The 14322-nt window shown below is 57.0% G+C and carries 12 protein-coding genes; 4 read left to right on the top strand and 8 right to left on the bottom strand.

Annotated features, from left to right (window positions below; all coding sequences use genetic code 11):
• Positions 1-173 precede the first annotated feature (173 nt).
• The gene (locus tag ACVWZ1_RS09325) at positions 174-2348 is read left to right on the top strand and encodes a caspase family protein (RefSeq protein WP_457503216.1); all 2175 of its coding nucleotides are present in this window, start codon (positions 174-176) and stop codon (positions 2346-2348) included.
• Here the strand turns inward: ACVWZ1_RS09325 and ACVWZ1_RS09320 are convergent.
• The 5 genes from ACVWZ1_RS09320 to ACVWZ1_RS09300 form a co-directional block, all read right to left on the bottom strand.
• Entirely contained in the window at positions 2345-3016 is a 672-nt protein-coding gene (locus ACVWZ1_RS09320) for a DUF1614 domain-containing protein (protein ID WP_457503214.1), read from the bottom strand. The genes ACVWZ1_RS09325 and ACVWZ1_RS09320 overlap by 4 nt on opposite strands.
• Before the next feature lie 134 nt (positions 3017-3150).
• On the bottom strand, positions 3151-4575 hold the full coding sequence (locus tag ACVWZ1_RS09315) for a coiled-coil domain-containing protein (protein ID WP_414374240.1): 1425 nt from the start codon (positions 4573-4575) through the stop codon (positions 3151-3153).
• A 162-nt stretch (positions 4576-4737) separates the two neighbouring features.
• The gene (locus ACVWZ1_RS09310) at positions 4738-5667 is read right to left on the bottom strand and encodes an ABC transporter permease (RefSeq protein ID WP_414358445.1); all 930 of its coding nucleotides are present in this window, start codon (positions 5665-5667) and stop codon (positions 4738-4740) included.
• A 50-nt stretch (positions 5668-5717) separates the two neighbouring features.
• Positions 5718-6680, bottom strand: coding sequence for an ABC transporter permease (locus ACVWZ1_RS09305; RefSeq protein WP_457503212.1), 963 nt, complete (start codon positions 6678-6680; stop codon positions 5718-5720).
• 146 nt (positions 6681-6826) lie between these two features.
• Positions 6827-8566: a peptide ABC transporter substrate-binding protein gene (locus ACVWZ1_RS09300; RefSeq protein WP_457503211.1), complete on the bottom strand. Its 1740-nt coding sequence runs from the start codon at positions 8564-8566 to the stop codon at positions 6827-6829.
• Positions 8567-9093: 527 nt separating this feature from the next.
• Between ACVWZ1_RS09300 and ACVWZ1_RS09295 the strand changes: the two genes are divergently transcribed.
• Positions 9094-10137, top strand: coding sequence for an ABC transporter ATP-binding protein (locus ACVWZ1_RS09295; RefSeq protein ID WP_414358329.1), 1044 nt, complete (start codon positions 9094-9096; stop codon positions 10135-10137).
• The gene (locus ACVWZ1_RS09290; protein ID WP_457466920.1) at positions 10130-11170 is read left to right on the top strand and encodes an ABC transporter ATP-binding protein; all 1041 of its coding nucleotides are present in this window, start codon (positions 10130-10132) and stop codon (positions 11168-11170) included. Before ACVWZ1_RS09295 ends, ACVWZ1_RS09290 begins: the two co-directional genes overlap by 8 nt.
• A 7-nt stretch (positions 11171-11177) precedes the next feature.
• On the opposite strand, the gene ACVWZ1_RS09285 is transcribed toward ACVWZ1_RS09290, so the two are convergent.
• Positions 11178-12572 carry a malic enzyme-like NAD(P)-binding protein gene (locus ACVWZ1_RS09285; RefSeq protein ID WP_457503210.1) on the bottom strand — a complete coding sequence of 465 codons (1395 nt, stop codon included), beginning with the start codon at positions 12570-12572 and terminating at the stop codon, positions 11178-11180.
• A gap of 8 nt (positions 12573-12580) precedes the next feature.
• Here ACVWZ1_RS09285 and ACVWZ1_RS09280 point away from each other — a divergent pair, with 8 nt between their 5' ends.
• Positions 12581-13168, top strand: a complete 588-nt coding sequence (locus ACVWZ1_RS09280) for a chromophore lyase CpcT/CpeT (protein WP_011432259.1) — start codon at positions 12581-12583, stop codon at positions 13166-13168.
• Positions 13169-13172: 4 nt separating this feature from the next.
• Here ACVWZ1_RS09280 and ACVWZ1_RS09275 read toward each other — a convergent pair whose 3' ends face one another.
• Together ACVWZ1_RS09275 and ACVWZ1_RS09270 are read right to left on the bottom strand one after the other, a co-directional pair.
• Positions 13173-13475, bottom strand: coding sequence for a hypothetical protein (locus tag ACVWZ1_RS09275; protein ID WP_457503208.1), 303 nt, complete (start codon positions 13473-13475; stop codon positions 13173-13175).
• A gap of 107 nt (positions 13476-13582) precedes the next feature.
• Positions 13583-14194, bottom strand: coding sequence for an ATP-dependent Clp protease proteolytic subunit (locus tag ACVWZ1_RS09270; protein WP_011432257.1), 612 nt, complete (start codon positions 14192-14194; stop codon positions 13583-13585).
• Positions 14195-14322: the final 128 nt, after the last annotated feature.

The following is a 14322-nucleotide window of genomic DNA, read 5'->3' as shown; positions in this document are numbered from 1 at the left end:
GTTTGCTAAGGAATGCAAAGAAAACGCCAAAAACTGTCACCCGATCTCGCGAAAAAGCTGTGTGGATGGGGATATCCTGAAATAGGCAGCAACAGATTCCAGTGCAAAGTTTAGCTGTGGCTCGCTGGCCGATGGGGTAGTCGTTGGGCCGGGGGTCAGCCCAGAGGGTCAACATGGAAAGGCGGTCTTTTCTGCAAAAACTCCTCCTGGTTGCTGCCGGTCTTGGCCTATCCCCTGGCTGGTTGAGGGGCCGGGCTGAGCGATATGGGCAAGCTTTGGCGGCCGGCTCCCGCAAGCTGGCTGTTCTCATCGGTATTAACCGCTACCTTGGCGAGGGATCCGCGCTACAAGGGTGTTTGACAGATGTGGAGTTGCAGCGGGAGCTACTCCTCTATCGCTTTGGTTTTGACCCGGCAGACATTCTCACCCTTACCGATGGGGCAGCCACGCCGGCTGGGATCCAATCGGCCTTTGCAGAGCACTTGGGGGGTCAAGGTCACACGGCTGAAACGGTAGTGGTGCAGTTTAGCGGCTATGGCCAGTGGCGGCTGGGATCCGCGCCCAACTGTTGGCAGCCGGTGCTGCTGTTGTCTGGCTCTGAGGGAGTGGCAGCAATGGAGCTAGACAGCTTTTTCCGGCTTTTGGAAGGCTTGGGCACTGCCCAGATCACCACCCTTCTGGACTGTGGCTTTACCTATGTCTCGCCGTCGGTGCGAGGCAACTTGCAACTGCGTTCCCGTCCCCCAGCCGCCATCCCAGACTCCTCGGAACCCCAGCGGGTTTGGCCGTCTCCGCCCAAGGGCTTGCTGATTTCGGCCACCACTCCCCAGGACTTGGCAGCAGAAGCTGCTTGGCCGGGATTCTATGCCGGGGTACTCACCTATCTGCTGACGCAGTACCTGTGGGAAACCACGCCTGCCACCCGTCTGCTGGTGGCCTTTAACCAAGTGGTTAGCCGGCGGGAGCTGGGCCTCTTCGCCTGCCAACGCCCCACCTTGGAAGGCAAAGACACTGCTCGACACATCCACCCCTATTTTCTCATGCCCACACCGGCAGGGGTCAGCGGGGTAGTCCAAGAAGTGAAGGGGAATCGGGCTCAGGTGTGGTTGGGCGGGATCCCGTCGGCGGCCCTGTGTGGTTTGCAGCCGGGTACTCTTTTGGTTCCCATTCCCGCCGATCCTTCCGCCTCTTCGCCGACGCCGCTGCTCATGCGTTCTCGCAGTGGGCTGTTGGCTCAGGTTCAGATGGCCAGTCCGGAAGGGCAGCTTCCCCCTGTGGGCACACCTTTGCGGGAGCAGCTGCGCGGCCTCTCCAGCACGCTCAAGCTTTTGGTTGGCCTAGAGGAGAACCTGGGCCGCATTGAAAAGGTGGATCTGACCAATGCCATTGCCGGCTATAGCTGGATGGAAACGGCCAACCCCCGCGAGCGACAGGTGGACTGTTTGTTGGGCCGCATCACCCCGGAAATGGCCGCTGCTTTTAGGACTCCGTCCCGCTGGCGCGAACGGTCGGACACCCTGCTCAAGCCTCTGGAAGTGAACAGCTACAGCCTGTTCTGGCCGGGGCGAGAATTGCTCCTGAATTCTTGTGGCCCGGCAGGAGAAGCCGCAGCAATGGCCGTCCAGCGGTTAGCTCCCCGTCTTGCCCATCTGCTGGCTGCCAAACGTTTGCGCACCACCCTCAATGCGGTTTCCTCTTCCTTGGCGGTGGTGGCGGAGTTGGCCGTCAAAGGTAAAGCTGCCAATCGCGCCAGCGGGACGGAGTCCTTAGCTCCCCCGTTGGCAGCACGCCTTGTCCAGTCTGTAGCCTCTGCTCCTGCTGAGGTGGGTATGCAACGGTTTATGCGGGGGGATCCCTTGCATCTCACCCTTTGCAACAACAGCGATCAGCATCTGTTCGGCTACCTGTTGCTGATCGACCCGACCGGACAACTGCACCTGCTGGCCCCCCTGCCTCAGGACAACTTCACCACACCTCTTCGCTTGGAAGCCAAGAGCAGTTTAACTTTGCCACCCTTGCCGGAGGTCGATGGCGAGCTGCGCTCTGCTGTGAGCTCTGACTTGCTCACCTGTCATGACCAAGGGCTGACGGAGCTGTTGTTTGTGGCCAGCACCCGCCCCCTGTCCGCCAGCTTGGAAGCCCTCAAGGCTATGGCCCGCAAACTGGGGGTAGCCCGTTCGCCGATGTTGCTCAATGGGCCGCTGGAATGGACGCAAACGCTCCTCGAGGAGTTGACTCAGCGTGCCTCCGATCGCGCCAGCGGGACGGAGTCCTTAGGGGATCCCGACTTGCGTTGGCTGGATCCCGCCCAATCCATCACCCTTTCCCTTACCTATTTGCTGGTTTAGCTCAGCAGCAGGGCAAACAGGCCGCAGAGGGCAATGCCATCGAAAACCCCGGCCCCGCCAATGCTGAGAATGCCTGAGCAATTGCGCCGCAACACCTCCGGCAAGTGCAGGAGATCCGCCCCGATAAGGGTACCCAAAACCCCGCCGGCAAAGGCCACTGCTGGCGCCTGATCCCCAGCCCAGAACAAAGCGGCCAAGGCTGCTGTAGCTGGGGCAATTAGAGGATTCATCTGAATGCCGATCCCCGGCACCACGTGGGAAGCATGGTAGCTGACCAAGGTTACCAGCGCCGTCACCGCCAGGATCAGCACGCTGTCGGCCCGCCCAAATTGATATAGGGCCAAGAGCACCGGGATCAACCCCCCGCCCACGTTCAAGGCAATTACCGTCTCCTGAGGGATTTTCGCCAAAGGGATCCCCCAGAATTGCCGCATCCACAGGCTGGCTAAGTCCTCCACCAGCGTCACCTCGCATTTCACCCGATAGAGGGGAATATTGACCGAGCTGCCCACCAGGATGGCCAGCAGCAGTAACAGCGCTCCCTCCCGCGAGAACCCCAGCTTTCCCACCGCCAGCGCCACCACATCCACTGCCAGCCCCAGCCAGAGGAAAGGCAGCAGCAACACCAGCATGAAAAACAACAGCAGCGAGACCGGCAGGTAGAACATGGCAGGGATCCCTGGCGCTCGGGTGTCAGCTCCAGCCTATCAAGACTGAGTGTGATTTTTTCGGGCAAGGTCTGTAACCAGTGGGATCTCTATCCTTTGAATGAGAAATAAGTCTGCAATCGGCTTTACTCAGTCTATAGGCCGAAGATTTTGTTGCGAATATCATGAGCGATTTCAAGACCGGCACGCCAATCTCCAGCAGTCTTAGACAGGGTAATCAAATAACGTCGATCCCCATAAAAGCAAATCTTGATGTGAGGGGATTCTGAAACAAGCTCAAAACCAAAATTCTGAAGCTCTTTTTCGGCACGATTACTCCATTTTCGGTAGTCACAAAACCAGTGGTCTACAAATTCTCTAATGCTTTGGCGGCAACTGTCGCCCTCACATGCATCGTTACTCTGGATTAAGTCTTTAAGGATATGCTGAACTCGACTTTCTTGGTGCACTTGGTTAATTGCCCTGCGTAGAATTTCCAGGATAAAGCTCTTAGCCTCTTGTGGGTAAAAGTCTCTCTCATTTTCTAGCCTTAATACTATATCACATTCTGATAAGATCTGCTCTCTGTAACGTTTATCCCCTTTGCATTGGTACTGCACAGACAGAGTCTTTTGAAAACCTTCTACACTTAAATTAAGAAAATCTCTCTCCTCTTCAAGACTCTTGATCTTTTGGTTCCGGTCTTCTAGTTCTATCTCTAATTCTTGTAGTTTTTCATCTTTCTGTTGAAGCTGGCGTCGCAGATCTGAAAGCTGCCTTTCGTAACTTTGCCGCCACTGTTCTTTCTCCTCAATTTGCTGAAAGAGATCCCTGGCTCTTTGCTCTTGGAGTTGGAGCTTCTCAATCAGGCAGTTTTGCTCAGCTACCCGAGCTTCCAGGCTTGTGACTTGCTCGTTCTTCCGCTGGAGCTGAGCTTGTAGTTCAGAGAGCTGGCTTTCGTAATTGCGTAGTTGCTGCTTCCTTTCTTCTATTTGCTGAGAGAGATCCCTGATTCTCTGCTCCTGGAGCTGAAGCTTTTCAATCGAATGAGCCTGCTGAGCCAGTTGCGCTTTCAGAGCCTGGATTTGCTCATTGCTCTGCTGAAGCCGAGCTTGTAGCTGTGCAAGTTCGTCTTGCTTACTACGCAGCAGATGCTCTTTTTCCTGAACTTGCTGAGACAAATTTGTAGCGGACTGCCGCCATTTTTGCAGATCCACTAACAGTCTTTGGATCTCTTCCTCTTTTTGTGCAGCTTGATTCCCCGGTTCCAGGTTCTCTGCCTGAGCGCTTCGTAGCTGCTCTGGTGCCTGTCTCTGGGTTTCCTCATCCTTCTGTAGAAGCTGATCCTCCGTTTCCTGAAATTGCTCAAAGGAAGGACGAGGCAGCTCTAAGACAACCTGACCTCTTTGAGCCTGGGATCCTGCCAGTGATTTGTTACGCTCTACTTTCTGAGCCGCTACACTGCCAGCTCCTGCTACAAGAGCCACCGTGAGAGCTCTCCTAAAAGCTGGCTGAGGCAGAGAGGCAATGGCGGCAGCCGCGAGAGCAGTAACGATGTGGACGTTAAAGGGCTTAGCCATGACAACAGAGAGCGTTGGGCGAGAAGGAGTTGGAACTAAGGATAACCGCTGATGCCAGAACCGTGAAAGAAATACAAAAATTTTATATGGTATAATATTTTGAGGAGGAGTCCTTTGGAGCTTTGTTAAGTTTCAAAAAATCAGAAGGAAAAACAACGAACTTCACCGTTGCCGCATTTGCGGATCCAAGGCATCTCGCAATCCATCCCCGACAAAATTGATGCTCAGCACGGTCAAAAAAATCATCAGTCCGGGGAAGAAGGCCATGTGGGGCGCTTGCTCCAGGTAATTGCGGGCATCGAAGAGCAATCTGCCCCAAGTGGGCACATCCGGCGGGAACCCCAGCCCCAAGAAGCTCAGCGTTGACTCGGTGATGATCGCCGTCCCTACTGATAGCGTCGCCGCCACAATCACAGGGCTGAGCACATTGGGGAAAATATGCACCCAGATCAGCCGACGGGCCGGAGCCCCAATGGCGCGAGCCGCCAAGACAAAATCCATTTCCCGCACGCTCAAGAAGCTGGCCCGTACCAGCCGCGCCACCGACATCCAATTCAAGCTGCCGATCACCAGCACCACCAGGATAAAAATCCCCGTTTCTGGCCCTGCCAAGCGTCGCAAGCTCTCTCGAAACAGAAAGATCACCAACAACAACAGCGGCAATTGCGGCAAGGAGAGAAACAAATCCGTAAACCGCATCAGGGCCACATCGATCCAACCCCCATAAAACCCCGATATCGCCCCGATCAAGGTGCCCATCGTAATGGCCACCAGCATTGAGGTAATGCCCACTGAAAGCGATACTCGCCCGCCGCGCAACACCCGCGCCAAGACATCTTGTCCCAGGTCGTTGGTGCCAAAGGGATGGGCCCAACTGGGGGGCAGTTGAGAACGAGAAAAGTCGATCTGGCTGGGGGAAGCTGTGTAGATCAGCGGGCCCACCACACATCCCAAGATGATGAGCAGCAAGGTGGCCGTCCCAAACAGGGCCAGCCTATCCCGACGAAAGCGCCGCCAGGCATCCCCCCACAGGGTACGCGGGGGGCGTTCCTGAACGTTGGCTTGAGGGGGAGCAGGGATCGAAGCAGACATCGGACACCTCTAGAAGTTTGAGGGTGAAAGATTGTTGAAGAGCCGGATCCCTAGCGGGTATACTGCACCCGCGGATCCAAAATGCTGTAGAGAATATCCGCCACCAAATTGAAAATCACGATCAAGATGGCGTAGATAAAGGTGATGGCCATCACCACCGGCGTATCGCCCCGGAAGATGGAATCCACCAACAAAGCGCCGATCCCAGGTACGCGAAAAATCTGCTCTGTAACCAGCGCTCCGGTAAACACGGATGGAATATCCAGGGCCAACAGCGTTACCACCGGGATCAAGGCATTGCGCAAAATGTGCCGATTCACCACCACCCATTCTTGCAAGCCTTTGGCCCTGGCCGTCCGCACGTAATCCCGGTTCATTTGCTCCAGCATTGAGGCTCGCACAAAGCGCATCAGCACCGCTGCCTGGAACAACACCAAGACTGTCACAGGCATGATCGATTGGCGCACCTGGGCCACAAAACTTGCCCAATCGGTTACCCGCAGCGTGCTGTTGTAGATGAAGGGGAACCAGCGCAGTTGCACACTGAAAATGATGATGAACAAAATACCCGTAAAAAAGGTGGGCAAGGAAAAGCCAACAAAAGCCAGCGTCGTCACCACTTGGTCGAAGAGGGTGTAGCGCTTCAGGGCAGAGATCACGCCCAAAGGCACCGCCAGCAATGCGCCGATAATATATGCAGTGCCAACTATCCAAAGAGTGGTGGGCAACCGTTGCAAAATCAAGTTCGACACGGGGCTGCGGCTGGTAAAAGAAAAGCCCATATCCCCCTGCATAAAAGCCCACAGCCACTTCACATAGCGGATGTAAATCGGCTGATCTAGCCCCAAAGAACGGCGAATGTTCTCCCGTACTTCCGCAGTGATGGCAGGATTGGTGGCAAATTCTGCCATGGGATCCCCAGGTGCCAAAGCCAAGATGGCAAACACCACGATGCTGATGGCCAGCAAGGTGGGAATGGAGATCAACAGGCGATTAATCAAGTAGCGCGTCATAAAAACAAAGAGACAAAAATGAAAGCAATGCCATCATGGTAGGGATGTTGGCAGCAAAATGTTAGGGGAAAGCCTTTCTTGCCCAGAGAGGAAAAAAAGAGGCAAGGGATCCCTCCCTCACCCCCGCCCCTCCCCGACAGGATCCCCTAGGACTTGCGAGTCCAATCTTTGATGTTCCAAGGTTCCAGATCCCAGGGGGTGAGATCGATCCCTTCCAGGCTGTTGGCCGCTGCCGCCGGGCTGGAGCGGTCGATCAAAGGAATCACCGCCACATCTTCTACTGTCAGGAAGTTGTTCATTTTCTTGATCTGCTCCTCCCGTTCTTTGGCATCGGTCATCGCCACCAGCTCGGCAAACATGGCGTCGTAGGTGGGGTTGCAATAGCGGGAGTCGTTGGACTTAGCCCAGTTGTTTTCTTTCTGGGCAATCTCCTCGCAAAGGTAACGGCGCAGGTAACTCGTCGGATCCGGGTTATCGTTGCCAGTGGTGTACATCTGTAGGTCAGCGTAGAAGTGGCCCAGGTTGTCGGGGTTGTTGGGTTCGCTGTCGAAGAAGATGCTGGCATCGATGCTCTTCAGCTCCAGGTCGATGCCGATCTTGCTGAAGTCTTGCTTGATGATCTCCTGAGTTTTCTGGCGCACCGGGTTAACAGAGGTTTGGAAAACCATGCGCATCTCTACACCACCTTTGTCCCGAATGCCGTTGTTGTTGCTATCTACCCAACCGGCTTCATCCAGCAGCGCTGCAGCTTTCTCCAGGTTGAATTCCCAGGGAGCGTTGGCCCGCAGGTTTTCGGGAGATAACACGTAGTCATTGGTGGGGGTACCGGCCACGCCGTAGATCTGATCGGCGATGGTTTGCCGATCCACAGCCAGGCTCAGGGCTTTGCGCACGTTCAAGTCCGTCAGGAACGGATGGGGCACATCCTTGTGGGAGCGTTGCCCGTCTTTCTCTACGTTGGGGTCGGAGAAATTGATAACGATCCGCTCCATGCTCGGGCCAGGCTTGGGAATGACCCGACCAATGCCTGTAGCCTCTAGCTGAGCGAGCACTGCAGCTTCTACCTGGGTGTTCCAGGCATAGTCGGCATCGCCGGTTTGCAGCACCGCCCGTGCCGCAGAGGTGGCATCTCCACCTCCCTTCAATTCCACGCGCTTGAAGAAGGGCTTGCCCTCTTCCCGAAAGCTCTTGTTGGCCACATAGACGATCACATCCCCTGGCCTCACCTCTTCGGTAATGTAGGGGCCAGTGCCAATGGGGGCCAGGTTGGCAGGGGCCTCGCGGGAGTTAGGGCCGTTGTAGTCTTTGAAGATATGTTTGGGGATGATCATGCCGTTGCTGCCGACAAAGGGCACAAACCAAGCCACCGTCGGCTTTTTGAAGGTGATTTTCACCGTGGTCGGATCCACAGCTTCCACCGAGGCAACATCGGCATAGTATTCGGAGGTAATCGCCCCCACTTCTGGGTTGGAAACGTACTCGTAGGTGAAGACCACATCTTCAGCGGTGAAGGGTTCTCCATCCGCCCAAGTGACCCCGCTCTTCAACTTCCAGGTGACAGAGGTCAGATCTTTGGCAACGCCGCCGTTTTCAATGCTGGGGATTTCTGCTGCCAAAAAAGGCACCATTTCACCACGGGCATCAAAGCTGGCCAGAGGCTCATAGACCAAGCGGCTGGCTTCAAAGTCTTTGGTTCCTGTGGAGAGGTGAGGGTTAAGCAGAGTTGGCGCTTGCCAGTACAGCAACCGCAGGGTGTCGTCGGCTTGGGCCTGGACGGGTATCCAATGCTGGTGAACCAGCAACCCTCCCACCACAAACAGGGGAATCAACCACAGCCGCAGCTTGACCAACCGCAGTCTCAGACGTTGGAAAGGATGAAAAGACATTTACACTTACCTCTTGTAAACAGACTCAGCTAGGGGACTGGCGCTATGGCCTCCAAGTCATCCCAGAGATTTTCAGCCTTTGACTGGCAAGAACCGGGTAAGGTTCCCCCCCGGCGGTCCGATTGAGGTCAACTTTGTTGGATGAGGGTTTGCCTCAATCAAGACCTCTTTTAGGTTTAGGTTTCAGCAAGGTAGCAGATGGACGGGATTTTTCTGTAATTCGTTACACAGTATTGCCAGATCCCGCTTGCAGAGCCCTAGAGGGTTGGATTGCTGGGAATGGGGTTCCCTCGTTTGGTGCAAATGGATACGCAAATGTCTGTAGAGATGAGCAAGAATGGTGGCAGGGTTTCGTCAACCCTTAGGTGCTGCTCCTCTTTAGGGTTGGACTTGAACTCGGTCGGGATTGAGCTTGAATTGGTTTGTGTCTAAATGGTTCTAAGGGATGCTGGATTTTTCTGGAAAAATTCGCCATATAAGGGGAAATCCTTTTCCTTTGCTGTAGCGGTGACAAGGATCCCAGGAGCATGGCGCGATTGTTAGAAGTATGGCGGCTGGAAACGCGGTTCTATACCCAGGATGGAGTGGTGAAGGCCGTCAACGGTTCCAGCTTTCACGTGGACGAGGGGGAAACTCTGGGCATTGTGGGGGAATCGGGATCCGGCAAAAGTGTCACCATGCTCTCGGTGATGCGGCTGATCCCAACACCGCCGGGCAAAATTGTGGGGGGCGAGGTGCTGTTTGCCGGCCAAGACCTGCTCAAGCTGAAAGAATCGGAAATGCGGCGCATCCGGGGCAACCAGATCGCCATGATCTTTCAAGACCCCATGACCTCCTTGAACCCTGTCTTGCGAGTGGGCCAACAAATTGCCGAGGCTCTGCAGTTGCACCTGGGCATGACTCCTGCCCAAGCACGGCAGCGGACTATTGAACTGTTACAAATGGTTGGGATCCCGGCAGCAGCCGAGCGGGTGGATCACTATCCCCACCAATTCTCCGGGGGGATGCGGCAGCGGGTGATGATTGCCATGGGCCTGTCCTGCCGCCCAAAGCTGTTGATTGCCGATGAGCCCACCACCGCCTTGGATGTGACGATCCAAGCCCAGATTGTGGAGTTGATCAAAGCCTTGCGCGAGGAGATCGGCATGGCGATTATCTGGATTACCCATGATTTGGCCTTTTTGGCGGGCCTGGCCGACCGGATCTTGGTTATGTACGCCGGCCAGATTGTGGAAGAAGCTCCGTTGCACCAGCTTTACAAAAATCCCCGTCATCCCTACACCATCGGCCTGCTGCAGAGCATCCCCCGCCTGGATGAGCGCCGCCGCGAAAAGCTGCAGCCCATTGAGGGCATGCCCCCGGATTTGGTCAACTATCCCAAGGGTTGTCCGTTTGCGGCCCGTTGTCGCTTCGTCATCGACCGCTGCTGGAGCGAAAATCCAGAGCTGGAGTCCGTTGGATCCCAGCATGCGGTGGCTTGCTGGGTAAAGCCGGAAGGAAAAGCCCATCTGCGGTCAGTGGCCGGTGTCGGCGGGGACGGTGAATCGCTGGAGAGGACGGCCCATGGTTGACCCCCCTTCTTTCCCGGCCAGCGCCTCTGTCGATGCTTGCCCACCTGAGACCGGCCAAGCCACCTTGGTGCGCGTCGAAAACCTAAAAGTGCATTTTCCCATTCGGCGGGGGCTAATCCTGCAACGACAGGTGGGATCCGTCAAGGCGGTGGATGGGGTGAGTTTTGCGGTGCGGCGGGGAGAAACCCTGGGGCTGGTGGGAGAATCGGGCTGTGGCAAGAGCACCCTTGGGCGAGCCATTTTGCAGTTATATCGGCCCACCGCCGGGAACGTGTATTTTGGGGGTGTCGATCTGACCCAGCTCAGCCCGGAAGAGCTGCGCCGCATGCGGCAACGCATGCAGATGGTGTTTCAGGATCCCTATGCCGCTCTGAATCCCCGCCAGACGGTGGGGGCAATTGTGGGGGAGCCCCTGACAGTCTTTAGGGTGGCCGGGGGCAAAGCGCAGCAGGAGCGGGTCAGGGAGCTGCTGGAGGTGGTCGGCCTCAATGCCAACTTTGTCAACCGCTATCCCCACGAGTTTTCGGGCGGGCAACGGCAGCGGATTGTCATTGCCCGTGCCTTGGCTTTGAAGCCGGATTTTATTGTCTGTGATGAGCCGATCTCGGCTTTGGACGTGTCGATTCAGGCCCAGGTGATTAACTTGCTGCAGTCTTTGCAAGAGCAGTTCGGCCTCACCTATCTGTTCATCGCCCATGACCTGAGCGTGGTGCGCCACATTTCCGACCGGGTGGCGGTGATGTACTTGGGCAAGGTGGTGGAGCTGGCGGATCGCGACGAGATTTACCAAAATCCTCTCCATCCCTATACCCAGGCACTGCTCTCGGCAGTTCCCATTCCCGACCCGGAAGTGGAAGCCAGGCGCAAGCGGATCATCCTCAAGGGCGATGTGCCTAGCCCGGTCAACCCGCCCAAAGGATGCAACTTCCACACCCGCTGCCCTTGGGTAACAGAGGCGTGCCGTCAAGATCCACCCCCGGCCTTTCGCGAGGTGAGCGCGGGGCATTTTGTGGCTTGTCACCGGGTGCCGTAGGCAGCCCTCAGGGGATCCCGGCCACGCCGGTTTGGCGGGCAGCCTGGATCACTGCCGCGGCCACCTGGGGAACCACCCGCCCGTCGAAGACCGAGGGGATGATCCAGTGGCGATCCAACTCTTCGGCAGGGATCAAGGCAGCAATGGCTTGAGCGGCAGCCACACACATCTCGGTGTTGATCTGCTTGGCGCGGCAGTCGAGGGCGCCGCGAAACACGCCCGGAAAGGCCAGCACGTTGTTGATTTGGTTGGGGTAGTCGCTGCGGCCCGTGGCCATCACTGCCACCCGATTGCCCACCAGCTCCGGCTGGATCTCGGGCACCGGGTTGGCCAGGGCAAAGACGATGGGATCCGGTGCCATTTTTTCTACCATCTCCACTGTCAGGGCATTGGCCACGCTCACCCCAATAAACACATCCGCTCCCACCAAGGCTTCCGCCAGGGATCCCTTCTCCTCGACGGCAATGGCCGCCTTCTCGGGGGTGAGATCGGAACGGGAGCGGCTGAGGATCCCTTGGCGGTCGCAGACCAGGATGTGGGCTGCCCCGGCCCGCCGCAGCAGTTGCGTCACGGCAATGCCGGCTGCCCCGGCCCCATTGAGGACAATGCGCACCTCGTCTAGGCTCTTTTTCACCACTTTCAGGGCATTCAGCAGCGCCGCCAGCACCACAATGGCGGTGCCGTGCTGATCGTCGTGAAACACCGGCAGGTTGAGGCGGGCCTTGAGCTGAGACTCAATGGCAAAGCAGCGAGGGGCGCTGATGTCTTCCAGGTTAAAGCCGCCAAATCCCGGCGCCAGGCGCACCACCGTCTCTACAATTTCCCCCACCTCCTGAGTGGCCAGGCACAGAGGAAAGGCATCGATATCGGCAAAGCGCTTGAACAGCGCCGCCTTCCCCTCCATCACCGGCAAAGCTGCCTCCGGGCCGACATTCCCCAAGCCCAGCACGGCACTGCCATCGGTTACAATGCCCACACTGTTGCCCTTGATGGTGTACTCATAGACCGCGGCGGGGTTGGCAGCAATTTCCAGAGAAACCCGCCCTACCCCCGGCGTGTAGGCCATGGCCAGATCGGCGGCGCTCTCCAGGGGGCTTTTGGCCACCACCTGCAGCTTTCCCCCGCGGTGCAGCTCAAAGGTGCGGTCCACCACCCGCTCCACCTTCACATTGGCCAAGGAGGCAACGGCGGCGTAAATTTGCTGAGCATGCTCGCTGCTGACGGCATCTACACAGATTTCTCGCACCGTTTCTGCTGCCGATTGGTGGATGAGATCGATCTGGCTGAGGCTGCCTCCCACTTCCGCAATGGCCTGGGTGACGCGGGCTAGGGCTCCCGGCTGGTTGAGCAGGCGAATGCGCAGGGCAATGCTATAGCTAGAGCTGGGGGTAAGTTTTGTCATAGCTCCCTATGGTAGACGAAAAATCCGCTTCCGACTTGCACACCCTGGCCAACTGGCTGGAGGGCTACTACAGCAACCGCACCCAGGCGATGGCAGAGCCGGTGTGGTTTGTGCCGGTCAGCCTTTGGTACGTGCGCCTTCCCCACCTGTTCTCGGAGGGGATCGGCTTTTTTACCGAGCAATTTAACCAGCACACGCCGGGCCAGTTTTATCGCAGCCGGGTGCTCCAGGTATTGGGGGATCCCTTGCGGATCGAGAACTACAAATTGCGGGATCAAGCAGCTTGGGCAGGTGCCTCTCAGGATCCGCAGCGCTTGGCGCAGCTCTCCTTGGCCGACCTGGAGCATTTGCCCGGTTGTCGCATTTTGGTGGAAAAGCGCCCAGACTGCTATCACGGCGAAATGCTGCCAGGTGGAGAATGTCGTCTGAACCCCGGGGATAGCACCTATATCCACATCGAGTTCGACCTCACCCCCAGCGAATTCATCACCTGGGATCGGGGCTTTGACGCCGCCACTGGCCAACAAACCTGGGGATCCCGCGCCGGACCCTACCGTTACCAAAAAGGGATCCCACCGGCTCCTCTTCAGGTCTGAACCTTCAAAACAGGAAGGGAAACAGATCTCGAAACCCTTTGCGCAGCCTGAGCAAAAAGATCAGCCGCTCCACCTCTGGAGAGACAGATCCGGTTTCGGGCCGAGCTGCCAAGGCTTCCTGGAGTTCTAGAGCTTCGTCGGCGGTGAGGGGCTGATTATCGACCGGAGAGCGAGCCCGCAAGTCGGGCTGGGCCCGCAACACCTCTTCCGGGATCTCATCGGCAGGGGGCAGTGCCCAAGCTTTCGGCCAAAGCAGCAGCAGACCCGCGCAGCAGCCCAGTCCTGCACTCCAGAGCCGTTGGCCCATCCGACCGGTTCTCCCAGCGTTGTCCACTGAACTCCACCCCTTGAAGGGATCCCTCCCAACCTTTCCCAACCCCTCGACCTGTTGCTGGGGGAAAGGGGGGGATCCCTTTAGCTGGCCATGGCTTCCGAGCGCTCTTGGATCACCCGATCCACGATGCCGTAAGCCTGAGCTTCCGTGGCCGAGAGGTAAAAGTCTCGCTCCACATCCCGCTCGATTTTCTCCAGCGGTTGGCCGGTGGTTTGCGCCAAGATCTCGTTCATGCGTCGTTTGACTCGCAGAGTTTCGCGGGCGCGAATTTCAATGTCGCTGGCTTGGCCTTGGATCGTGCCCAGCGAAGGCTGGTGCAGCATGATGCGGGAGTGGGGCAGGGCAAACCGCTTGCCCTTGGTGCCAGCAGCCAACAAAAAGGCTCCCATAGAAGCTGCTTGGCCCACGCAAACCGTAACGATATCTGGCTTGATGTGGTTCATGGTGTCGTAGATGGCCATGCCCGCCGTCACAGAGCCACCGGGAGAATTGATGTACATCACAATGTCCTTTTGCGGATCCTGCGAGTTGAGGTAGAGCATCACCCCCACGATGGTATTGGCCAAGCTATCGTCAATGGGCTCGCCGATAAACAAAATCCGCTCTTGATACAGGCGATCGTCAAGGCTAATCCACTGGCTATAGGGCTCGCCGGGCAAACGGTAAGGAACCCGAGGCACTCCAATCGGCATAAGTTTCTCCTGGCAAAGTATGAAACACAGAACGACGCGCTTGTAAGATATCTTCCGCGCTCAAATCCAGCTGGGGCAAAACCGAGGAAACAATGCGTCCAGATCCAGTTTTGACCTCGCCTTCGTAT

It is taken from the genome of Thermostichus sp. MS-CIW-25, assembly GCF_054060015.1.
The sequence above is the reverse complement of the archived record's forward strand: the minus strand, read 5'-3'. Positions and strand labels throughout refer to the sequence as shown.

Bases quoted from the DNA above. Each gene is read 5' to 3' on its own strand.
- ACVWZ1_RS09325 (WP_457503216.1), top strand. From the start codon at position 174: ATGGAAAGGCGGTCTTTTCTGCAAAAACTCCTCCTGGTTGCTGCCGGT.
- ACVWZ1_RS09320 (WP_457503214.1), bottom strand. From the start codon at position 3,016: ATGTTCTACCTGCCGGTCTCGCTGCTGTTGTTTTTCATGCTGGTGTTG.
- ACVWZ1_RS09315 (WP_414374240.1), bottom strand. From the start codon at position 4,575: ATGGCTAAGCCCTTTAACGTCCACATCGTTACTGCTCTCGCGGCTGCC.
- ACVWZ1_RS09310 (WP_414358445.1), bottom strand. From the start codon at position 5,667: ATGTCTGCTTCGATCCCTGCTCCCCCTCAAGCCAACGTTCAGGAACGC.
- ACVWZ1_RS09305 (WP_457503212.1), bottom strand. From the start codon at position 6,680: ATGACGCGCTACTTGATTAATCGCCTGTTGATCTCCATTCCCACCTTG.
- ACVWZ1_RS09300 (WP_457503211.1), bottom strand. From the start codon at position 8,566: ATGTCTTTTCATCCTTTCCAACGTCTGAGACTGCGGTTGGTCAAGCTG.
- ACVWZ1_RS09295 (WP_414358329.1), top strand. From the start codon at position 9,094: ATGGCGCGATTGTTAGAAGTATGGCGGCTGGAAACGCGGTTCTATACC.
- ACVWZ1_RS09290 (WP_457466920.1), top strand. From the start codon at position 10,130: ATGGTTGACCCCCCTTCTTTCCCGGCCAGCGCCTCTGTCGATGCTTGC.
- ACVWZ1_RS09285 (WP_457503210.1), bottom strand. From the start codon at position 12,572: ATGACAAAACTTACCCCCAGCTCTAGCTATAGCATTGCCCTGCGCATT.
- ACVWZ1_RS09280 (WP_011432259.1), top strand. From the start codon at position 12,581: ATGGTAGACGAAAAATCCGCTTCCGACTTGCACACCCTGGCCAACTGG.
- ACVWZ1_RS09275 (WP_457503208.1), bottom strand. From the start codon at position 13,475: ATGGGCCAACGGCTCTGGAGTGCAGGACTGGGCTGCTGCGCGGGTCTG.
- ACVWZ1_RS09270 (WP_011432257.1), bottom strand. From the start codon at position 14,194: ATGCCGATTGGAGTGCCTCGGGTTCCTTACCGTTTGCCCGGCGAGCCC.